This is a genomic window from Streptosporangium sp. NPDC006930 (assembly GCF_040635605.1).
Lineage (GTDB): Bacteria > Actinomycetota > Actinomycetes > Streptosporangiales > Streptosporangiaceae > Streptosporangium.
Window position 1 is genome coordinate 102,567 of the sequence record NZ_JBEYID010000029.1, and the last position, 9,101, is coordinate 111,667.

Sequence of the window (9,101 nt, forward strand, 5' to 3'; positions counted from 1 at the left end):
GCGAGGCGCCTGCCGCTTCGGGTCGAAGTAATCAAGGAGCTGGTAGGGCGGACGCGCGCATTGCCGCAGCCAGCCATTCGAACGGGAACCGCTCCGGTGGCGCGTTGTTCACGGCGTTGACCAGCGCCATGTACCGGTCGAACGGTCCCTCTGGCTCCGGCGGCGTGCGGTCCCACTCCGCGCCCGCCAGCATGTGGTCGGCCGTCTGGATCCGGAACTCGGGCGTGTCCGGCTTCCCGGGGCTGTCCGGTGTCGTGAGAATGCCGGTCAGCCACTCGATCCATTGGTCGGCGATCTCGCGCCCTCGTGGCGAGTCCGGCGGCACCTGCTCCCGCGCCGCGTCCATCGCCGCCTGGCCGATCGGTGTGGCCGCCTCCAGGCTGTCCAGCATCGACGACGAGGTCATCAGCGGCCCGGCCCCGGTGGTGCACACCTCGTACAGCTCATGGCGCACGGCCTGCCGGACTTCGGTGTCCCGGACCATCTCGGCCAGCTCGATCCACGCCTCCAGCTGGGCCGCGGTGGGATGTTCCGGCAGCTCCGGCCGGGCCGCCCGCCACCACTCGACCATCCGCTCCGGCGCCTCCCAGCCGGTGGAGACCTCAGTCCAGAACTCGTCGATCAGCCGATCGCGTTCCTCGTCTGACATACCGACAAGTTTGTGCATCAGCGTGACTTGCTCGGCCGTGGAGTCCTGCCGCAGGATGGTCGACAACACCGCGCGACGGCTGCGCAGCCGCGTCTCCTGTCGTGCCAGCAATGTCAGATGGGTGGCGGCCAACTCGCGCAGCGTCGCCTCGCCGGCCAGCACCTGCCGGATCTCGTTCAGGCCGGCGTCGAGTTCCCGTAGCGTCCGGACCAGTTCCAGCCGGGCGATGGCCGAAACGTCGTACAGGCGGTGGCCCGCCGGGGTGCCGGCGGCCGGCGTGACGACACCGGCGTCCGCGTAGTACCGGACGGCACTGACGCTCAGGCCGGTCCGCCGGGCGACATCCCCAATGGCATACAGCTCGTTCATGTCCACGACGCCCACTATGCGACCTCAAGCGGCTTGAGATGCAAGCCCTTGATGCCGCGTTCGCAGACTCTTGCAGGTCGACACCCCTGAGCGCGGCGCGTGCTGGTTCACCGCGGCCACCAAACGCACCGCTACCTTGCTGCCTGTCGGTAAAAGGACGTACCTGCTCGCCGACAAGGAGCCCAAGGATCACTACGGCCGGTCGCTGTTTTACGCGTGGACCGCCGGCGGCGTGTTCGTCAACCGCAACCTGGTGCGCTACGAGGCTTCTGGAAGGGAGCGACTCGGCGTCGACGGAGACGGGATCGTCCGCACAATCGTTCAAGACCGTTACCGCCACCTGCTGCTAGAACTGTCCTGCCGGTGCTCCGCCGTGGGGCGCGGCGGAGGTGGGTGATGGACGTCGGTTTTATCGGTCTTGGCCTCATGGGTCGGCCCATGGCGCTCAACATGGCCCGGGCGGGCACGCCCCTCATCGTCTGGAACCGCTCCCCGGGCCGGTGCGAGGACCTGCGCGCGGCCGGCGCGAGGGTGGCGGCGGGCCCCGCCGAGGTGTTCGAACGGACCCGCGTGGTGATGCTGATGCTGGCCGACGAGGCCGCGATCGATGCCGTGCTGAAGAACAACCGGCTGATCGCAGAGGCCGCGCGTGGCTCGGGGACGGCCTCTCCCCTGGTGGACGTCTGCCTCGCCCTGTTCGGTGAGACCCTGGCGCTGGGACACGGCGGGGCGGACATGGCGGCCGTCATCCACGCCATCGAGGCCAGGACCTCCCGGCCGCCCGCGGAAGGCCGCGATGACGGCTGACCGTCCAGCGGTAGCGGTCGTGGCCCGCTCAGCGTGGGCGGCTGAGGGCGGCCTCGGCCAGATCCGTCCATTTCCCGGCCCAGGAGTGAGGCACGACCACCCAGTCCTTCATCGCCCTGCCCCGCCCCGAGGGGTCGAACAGGGACGCCCCGGCCAGCTGGAGCGCGGCCGCGTGTTCGACGGTGTCCCTGACCAGCCGGAACACCATCGCGCCGTCGCGCTGCAGGCTCGCGAACACCTTCCCCGCCTGATCTTTCAGCGCGGGACTCCCCATCATCGTGGAGATCCATACGCCCAGGTCGGCCAGCTCGGCGCCGACCTGCTTGAAATCCTCTTCCGCGCTCATCGTCAGTCGGTCCCAAACTCCACGGCGTCATGGTCGAACAGCTCGTTCGGGTCAAGGGCTCTTCCCACGTGACGCGATCACCTCGGCCCCGCCTCCCGGCAGTTCGGCGATCACGCTAGCCGTCCCGATGGCACCGATCAAGGCCGGGTGGCCGACCATGCCGACAGGCTGATCGGGCATCGGGGAAGTGGGTTTCCGGCGGAGGCCGGCCTCCCAGTACTAGTGGAACGATGAGTCGGGGTTAGCGTCACATGATTTGACACACTGTCTCTGACCAGGCCAGTCTTGCGCCGTGGCGGATTCAGAGGGTGTGGCGTTCCTGCGGTCTTACTGACCGGGTGGGGGCGTGCGCAGCGGGCGCAGGGCGCCGTCCCGGATGGTCTCCGGCAGGGCGAAGTTGTAGCGGCCCAGGAAATTGAAATGCTCAAATCCCAGCGGGGACAGTCGGGCGATGTCGGCGGCGGCTATCTTCTTTCCTTCGGCGCGGATTTCGTCCAGCGCGCGAGCCGTGTAGACGGTATTCCAGAGGATGCAGACGTTGGTCATGAACCCCAACGTCCCTAGTTGATCTTCCTGGCCTTCTTTGTATTTCTGCCGGAGTTCGCCTTTTTGGCCGTGGAAGATTTTCCTGGCCAGGGTGTGGCGGGATTCTTGGCGGTTGAGCTGGGTGTGTACGCGGCGGCGTAGGAGTTCGTCGTCGAAGTAGCAGGCCAGGTAGGTGGAGCGATCCAGCTTGCCCAGCTCCATCAGGGCGCGGCCGATCGGGGTGGGCGTGCCGCCGCCGGCGAAGTAGCGAAACAGTTCGCTGGCCTTGACCGCGCCGGTGGACAGGGACGCAGCGACGCGCAGCAGGTCATCCCAGTTGTCGCGGATGAGGCCGAGGTTGACGCGGCTGCGGATCAGGCTCTCCAGCCGTCCGTAGTGGGCGGCCGGATCGGCGCGGAAGAGGGTGGCGCTGCCGACGTCGGCCAGGCGTGGGGAGAACTGCCAGCCCAGCAGCCGGAAGATGCCGAAGGCGATCTCGGTCGGCTTCAGTGAGGTCTCCTGTTCCAGCAGTCCTTCCAGGATGTAATACCAGCCCTTCGGCGTGCCGGGAATGACGATGCCGTGAAAGCCGGTGAATTGGTCGGAGGTGAAATTGTAATAGGTGGCGCCCTTGGCGCCTTTGCCTTTCCCCCAGTATTTGGTGTTGGTTCCGGCGTTGATGGTTTTGACCGGGACGACGAAGCGCAGTCCGTCGGCGGAGGCCAGTTCGCCGCCGCCCCAGGCTTGCACCAACTCCAGGGTGGTGTGGTGGTCGACCAGGGCGGCGTTGGCGGCAGTGATGGTGGCCGCCCTCAGGTAATTTTGCTCCACCCAGAACAGGCGGTCCAGGGCGAGTGCCGGATCACCTTCGCAGACCATGGGGCGCATGCCGACGTTCATGCTCTGGGCGACCAGCACGGCGGCGATCGAGGTGATCATGTCCTCTTTGCGGGAGGGCGCGTCCCCCGAGACGTGGGTGAAGTGGTCCAGGCAGCCGTCCAGGCGTGCACTTCCAGCAGCGCCTCGGGCAGGTCGACGACGGGGATGCGGGCATCGATGTCGGCGCGCAGCGCGGTCAGTGAGGCGGGCTCGTCCAGGCGTTCCAGGCCGGTCAGGACCAGCCGGTCCTTGCCGCTCTCATCCCTTTCCAGGCGAACCCACTTGTTTTGGCCGTCTTCGTCGCCCGACAGGCCCGCGGCGAGTTGCTTGTAGGCGTGGTCAAGGGTGGTGGCCCAGCGCTGTACGTCGTGCTCGGGATCGGGTGACAGGCCCAGCTCCTCACAGATCTTCGGGCGCTCCTTCTCCCACGCCGCTCCGGTCAGCAGCCCGGCGGTGGGGTCACCCCATTTGCGCAGGCCCGGCACGAACACCTCGTGGCGGCGCAACGACTCGCGCAACCGCTCCACCGCGGCCAGGGTGTAGGCCTGCTTGTCGAAGGTTCCGGCGAACTCGCCGCGTTTGGGGAAGACCCGCCGGTGCCAGGCGGAGGTCAGGAAGGCGGCCGGGACCTCCTCGGGAGAGATGTCGGTGCGGCGGCGTTCGATCGCGCGCAGGAAGTCGATCGCCTCCAGCACCTCATGACCGGGCCGCACCCCCTGCCCTGGCGCGTCCAGGGCCGCTCCGGCATCGAAGTCGAGGTGCTTGAGCAGCTTGGGCAGGAAGCGCCGCACGGTGGCGTAACGCTCGGTCAGTTCCTCGTGCAGGTGCTCATCCGGTTCGCGAGCGATATCGGCGGCGGCGTGGATGGCGGCGACGTCCATCTCCTCCAAGGTGGTGACCCCGGGCAGCAGGATCTTGGCCTCGACCAGGCGGTGGGTGACCAGGTCGAACAGCACGATCGGGCGTTCGCTGCCGCTCCACACCCGCCGATACACCCACCGGGCCAAGCCGAACCACTGCTCGAACTCGAAACTGGTGTAGCCGTGCGCTTGGCGGATCAGCTTTTGGTGATCCCAGCGCGCCTCCTTCTCCCCGTACCCCTTCAGGTCGGCCGGATCCAGGCCGAGCTGCTCGGCGACGTAGTCGACGACCACGGCCGGGGCGTCGGTCGGGTCGGACAGGAAGGTGCCGAGCATGGTGTGCACGATGGCGCGATCACGCAGCGGCCGGGCGTGGCGATGCGTGACGCCCGTTGCGCCAGTGGCGGCACGGGCGCCGCCGCGGTGGCGGCGGCCGGTCAGCTGGTGGAAGGACTCCAGCCAATCCAGCACGTTCTTGACCGTTGCGATGGGGGTCCCTGCCGTCAACTGGCGGGGAAGTAGTGGCCGTTGTCCAAATCGGCGAGCAGGCTGGGCTGAGCGGGTTCCCAGCCGAGGGTCCGGCGGGTGATGAGGTTGGACGCCGGGTAGCTCTGCGTGACTATGTTCGCGAGGAACCCGAAGTATCCCGGCAGCATCAGTTCGTCCAAGGGCACGCTCACGGCGGGCAGGCCCAGGCGGCTGCCAATGGCCTCGGCGATCTCGCGGAGCGGGATGCCCCCGTCGTCGACCGCGTGCCAGTATTTGCCGGCCGGGCCCTTCTCCAGCGCCAGGCGGAACAAGGAGGCGGCATCGCGGATGTGCACAGCGTTCCACAGGTTCGCGCCGTCTCCGGGGTAGCCGATGAAGCCCTTCTCCTTCGCGAGCGCGATCAGCGTGGGGAGGAAGCCGGCACGGTCGGTCGTGCTGTGCGCGATGTTGGCGAGCCGCACGACCGAAGACCGCACGCCCTGCTCGGCGAGGCCGATTACGGTGGTTTCCACGATGTTTCGAGCCCGCAGGGTGCCCTTGTGCTCATCGCCACTGGGAAGGGCCGGGTCCTCCTCGGTGGCCGTCCGGCCCAGGAATCCCTGCCCGGGCGAGCCGATGCTCCCTGCCGCGACCAGCGGCTTTCCGGTTCCCGCGAGTGCCTCCCCGTACGCGAGCATGATCGGGAGCTCGGCGGCGGCCACGGCGTGGATCCCGCCGGAGAAAAGCAGGTCTTGCCGGTGCGCGACGTGGATGACGCCGTCGGAGTCCGCAGCCGCTTCCTTGAGCCCGTCGAGATCCTGGAGGTCGCCGCGGCGCACCTTCGCGCCGAGCGCGGACAGCGCCGCCGCGGCTGTGTCCGACCGGGCCAGGCCGGTGACCTGGTGCCCGGCGGCGATGAGCTCGGGGATGATGTACGAACCGGAATGGCCGGTCCCGCCAGTGACGAAAACGCGCACGCTACTGCTCCTTGTGATTGATGTGGCGCGAGAAGTGGTGGTGCGGGCGCGCTCAGGCAGAAGTGCTGACGCCGAGGGTGAAGTTGAAGCTTCCCGCGCCGTAGCGGCCCAGGCCTATCATCACCAGGCCCGTTCCCTCCAGCCAGCGCGCCATTCCCAGGGGGCCGGTGTCCATCGGCCGCAACCCGAGGCTCTTGATGAATGCCGACACAGTCGCCTTGGCCTCAGCGTCGCCGCCGGCGATGAGCACGTCCAGCGGGTTGCCCTGCGCCAGCATGTGACCGAAGACGGTGTTGAACGCCTTCACGACGTGCGCGCCGGCGGGGGTTCGATCACCTGGCGAGCCTAGCGGCCACGTCCGCCCGGGCCGAGCGACGGACGGGGACCACGTGACCACGCCGGTGTGCCAGCCACATGAACACGACGGTGGCCACCACGCCGAACACCACGGCGTACACACTGCCCTCCGGTCCGAAGTCGCCGCCCGTGACCAGCGCTGGACCCGACATCGTCGCGTCCAGCAGGCCCTGCGGGGTGTTGCTGCCGGACACCTTGGTGCTGAAGATGGCGCTCGCGGCAATGTTCCAGCCGAAGTGCAGACCGATCGGCACCCACAGCTTGCGGGTGGCGATGTACGCGGCGGTCAGCATCCCGCCTGCCTCGATGGCGATAGCGATGGCGCCCCACAGGGTGGCGTTCGCGTTGAGCAGGTGGATCAGGCCGAACAGCGAGCCGGTCAGCACGAGCGCGATCCAGGTTCCGGTCCAGTGCTCGACGTTCCGGAACAGGACACCGCGGAAGACCAGCTCCTCGGTCACGGCGGCACCCGCCATGATGCCGAGCAGGCCGACGGCGCTCGCTGTCGTGCCCAGGCCGTTGATCGTGTAGTCGCCTAAGAAGGCGATGTTCGCGATGACTGCCCCGAACAGCGCGATGCCGAGCAGCGTGCCCCAGCTGATCCCCGCGCCTGCTCCCTTCAGCGCCACCTCGACGGGGGCCCGGTGCTCGGTGCGCCGCACCACCCAGCCGTAGACCAGGACCGCGACGACGGCCGTCAGCAGGCCGGCGACGAGCGCCGGCCAGGGGTTGTCCTTCACCGCCGCGGTGCCCAGATTGCCGAGGATCCAGACCGCCACAACCGCCAAGAGCTGCCATATCAGACGCACGATGACTCCTTCGTGAGAATCCGCGGCGGGAGCGCCGCGGGCTACTAGCAGGGGTGCGCTCAGCCGGGGAGGTCGACGCCGAGGGCGACGTCGAAGGTCCCCGCGCCGTTGCGGGCCAGGCCCATCAGCAGCGGTCCGACCCCTTCCAGCCAGCGGGCCATCTCCAGGCCGCCGACATCGAGCGGGCGCAGTCCGAGGCTCTCGATGAACGCCGACACGTCGGCCTTGGCCCGCGCGTCATCTCCGGCGAAGAACACGTCCAACGGACGCCCCTGGGCCAGCACGTGGCCGAAGACCGTGTTGAACGCCTTCACGACGTGCGCGCTCGCCGGGACTGCCTTGGCGATCTCCTGCGCACCGGACGTGCCGTCAGGGATGACGAGCCCGGTGGCGTCGGCGTTGAACGTGTTGGAGATGTCGATGATGAACTTGCCGGCCAGTGCATCCCCGTACTGGGCGACGACCGGCACGGCGCTGGCGTATGGCACGGCCAGGACGACGATGTCGCCAACCGGGACGGCGCCGAATGTCCCGACCGTAGCCCCGCCGCCGAGCGTCGCGGCCAGGTCCTCCGCCTTGGCCGGGTCGCGGCCGATGAGCTCGACGGCGTTGCCGCCGGCGACCGCGCGTGCGGCCAGGGCGCCGGCCATGTTCCCCAGGCCGATAATGCTGACGCTGCTCATTGGTGTGCCTGCTTTCTGAAGCCGGATAGGACGCGCCATGCCCACCCCGTCGTTGTCAACGGGTTGTGTCGTCGACGCCCCACATTTGGTTAATGTGTGAACCAAACTGTATGTCGCATTTGGTTACCATGTCAACCAGACGGTAAAGTGACGTGCATGACCGAGCCGCGGTGGTTGGACGAGCGAGAACAGCAGGCCTGGCGCAGCCTGATAAAGATGCAGGACGGGCTGTCGGAGTTCATCGAGCGGCAACTGCGCAACCGGTGCGGGCTGTCCGCCGCTGACTACAAGGTCCTGGCCCATCTCTCCGAGGCGCCCGAAGGCCGGCTGAGGTCGTTCGAACTCGGCCAGCTGTTGCGCTGGGAGAAGAGCCGCCTGTCGCAGCACCTGGGCCGGATGCAAAATCGCGGCCTGGTGTCCCGCGAGCGGTGCCTCGCCGACCAACGGGGGGCGGTGGTCGCCATCACTCCCCGGGGCAGCGACCTGATCAAGGTCGCGGCTCCGCAGCACGTGGCCGACGTCCGCGACGTGCTCATCGATCATCTCACTGCGACAGAAATGGCGATGCTCGTCACCATCGGCGACAAAGTAGCCGAACGGCTGGCGGCGCTGGAACACAAGCGCTGATACCCGATCCCGGACCTCATCGCTCACGAACTGCGTGCGTGTCAGACCGCCGCCTACAGAATCCCGCGGGCGCCGGCACAGCTGTTCGCTATGCATGACCCACAGCTACGACCCGCTCAACGCCTGGCTTGATCAGCGACATGCCCTTGGAAGGCGCGGCTCACGGGTGCGGGGCTGAGCTGGACGACGCTCACCCGCGCGGATCTCACCAACGCGACGCTGACACACGCGAACATGAGATTCGCACGACTGCGCTCAGCATCACTGGTGCGGATCTGTGCGGGGCGGCGCTGAAGGATGCTGACTTGCGGGGTACGAACCTGAGCGGGGCGCAGCTGTATCACGACAGCGCCCGGGCCACCGCCCGGCTGGTCCTCAAAGCGGCTCGCAAGACCGCACGCAAGGTCAACAACGCCTGCCCCGGGCGTGTGACTCACATGTGTCTCACCGTGACTCACGATGAGACGACTTGAGAGACGACTTGACTACAGAATCGGGGAAAACCGCAGGTGGAGGTGGTAGGGCGCCCGGGGCTCAAACCCGGAACCTACGGATTAAAAGTGGGTGGAGATTCCTGAAAGGTGAATCTTTCCTTAGCCAAGCCGCCTCGGCCCGCACTGCGGTGTACTAGCTGGGACCATCCCCGCGCGCGGAACCTGTCAAACCTGCTGAGACATCAGGCTACTTGTGGCGTTTGTGCTGAGGTCTCGATCTGGAGGGGCGTGGATGGTTTGTTGATCCATAC

The 9,101-nt window shown here is 67.7% G+C and carries 12 protein-coding genes and 1 pseudogene; 5 read left to right on the forward strand and 8 right to left on the reverse strand.

Features of this window, described 5'->3' with window-relative positions; genetic code table 11:
* Window positions 1-31: 31 nt before the first annotated feature.
* The gene (locus tag ABZ664_RS35415) at window positions 32-1,018 is read right to left on the reverse strand and encodes a MerR family transcriptional regulator (protein WP_362520353.1); all 987 of its coding nucleotides are present in this window, start codon (window positions 1,016-1,018) and stop codon (window positions 32-34) included.
* A gap of 70 nt (window positions 1,019-1,088) precedes the next feature.
* Between ABZ664_RS35415 and ABZ664_RS35420 the strand changes: the two genes are divergently transcribed.
* Window positions 1,089-1,415, forward strand: coding sequence for a hypothetical protein (locus ABZ664_RS35420; RefSeq protein WP_362520314.1), 327 nt, complete (start codon window positions 1,089-1,091; stop codon window positions 1,413-1,415).
* The gene (locus ABZ664_RS35425; RefSeq protein WP_362520317.1) at window positions 1,415-1,825 is read left to right on the forward strand and encodes an NAD(P)-binding domain-containing protein; all 411 of its coding nucleotides are present in this window, start codon (window positions 1,415-1,417) and stop codon (window positions 1,823-1,825) included. Before ABZ664_RS35420 ends, ABZ664_RS35425 begins: the two co-directional genes overlap by 1 nt.
* A gap of 28 nt (window positions 1,826-1,853) precedes the next feature.
* Here ABZ664_RS35425 and ABZ664_RS35430 read toward each other — a convergent pair whose 3' ends face one another.
* The 7 genes from ABZ664_RS35430 to ABZ664_RS35460 form a co-directional block, all read right to left on the reverse strand.
* Window positions 1,854-2,171: a hypothetical protein gene (locus tag ABZ664_RS35430; protein WP_362520320.1), complete on the reverse strand. Its 318-nt coding sequence runs from the start codon at window positions 2,169-2,171 to the stop codon at window positions 1,854-1,856.
* A gap of 327 nt (window positions 2,172-2,498) precedes the next feature.
* Entirely contained in the window at window positions 2,499-3,635 is a 1,137-nt protein-coding gene (locus tag ABZ664_RS35435) for a transposase (protein ID WP_362520325.1), read from the reverse strand.
* On the reverse strand, window positions 3,632-4,906 hold the full coding sequence (locus ABZ664_RS35440; RefSeq protein WP_362520329.1) for a DUF4158 domain-containing protein: 1,275 nt from the start codon (window positions 4,904-4,906) through the stop codon (window positions 3,632-3,634). The genes ABZ664_RS35435 and ABZ664_RS35440 overlap by 4 nt, the downstream gene beginning before the upstream one ends.
* A gap of 32 nt (window positions 4,907-4,938) precedes the next feature.
* Complete coding sequence (locus ABZ664_RS35445) at window positions 4,939-5,880, reverse strand: SDR family oxidoreductase (RefSeq protein ID WP_362520333.1); 942 nt, start codon at window positions 5,878-5,880, stop codon at window positions 4,939-4,941.
* A 52-nt stretch (window positions 5,881-5,932) separates the two neighbouring features.
* Window positions 5,933-6,187, reverse strand: a complete 255-nt coding sequence (locus ABZ664_RS35450; RefSeq protein WP_362520336.1) for a hypothetical protein — start codon at window positions 6,185-6,187, stop codon at window positions 5,933-5,935.
* Window positions 6,188-6,212: 25 nt separating this feature from the next.
* Window positions 6,213-7,046 (reverse strand): type II CAAX endopeptidase family protein, encoded by an 834-nt coding sequence (locus tag ABZ664_RS35455; protein WP_362520339.1) that lies wholly within the window; start codon window positions 7,044-7,046, stop codon window positions 6,213-6,215.
* Between the two features lie 59 nt (window positions 7,047-7,105).
* Window positions 7,106-7,729 carry an NAD(P)-binding domain-containing protein gene (locus tag ABZ664_RS35460; protein ID WP_362520342.1) on the reverse strand — a complete coding sequence of 208 codons (624 nt, stop codon included), beginning with the start codon at window positions 7,727-7,729 and terminating at the stop codon, window positions 7,106-7,108.
* Window positions 7,730-7,885: 156 nt separating this feature from the next.
* Here ABZ664_RS35460 and ABZ664_RS35465 point away from each other — a divergent pair, with 156 nt between their 5' ends.
* The 3 genes and pseudogenes from ABZ664_RS35465 (at window position 7,886) to ABZ664_RS35475 (ending at window position 8,829) form a co-directional block, all read left to right on the forward strand.
* Window positions 7,886-8,356, forward strand: a complete 471-nt coding sequence (locus ABZ664_RS35465) for a MarR family winged helix-turn-helix transcriptional regulator (protein WP_362520345.1) — start codon at window positions 7,886-7,888, stop codon at window positions 8,354-8,356.
* Between the two features lie 165 nt (window positions 8,357-8,521).
* Window positions 8,522-8,650: pseudogene (locus ABZ664_RS35470) on the forward strand (pentapeptide repeat-containing protein); the annotation flags it as partial.
* A complete protein-coding gene (locus ABZ664_RS35475; protein WP_362520356.1) occupies window positions 8,632-8,829 on the forward strand; it encodes a pentapeptide repeat-containing protein in 198 nt (65 codons plus the stop codon). The pseudogene ABZ664_RS35470 and the gene ABZ664_RS35475, both read left to right, overlap by 19 nt.
* Window positions 8,830-9,101: the final 272 nt, after the last annotated feature.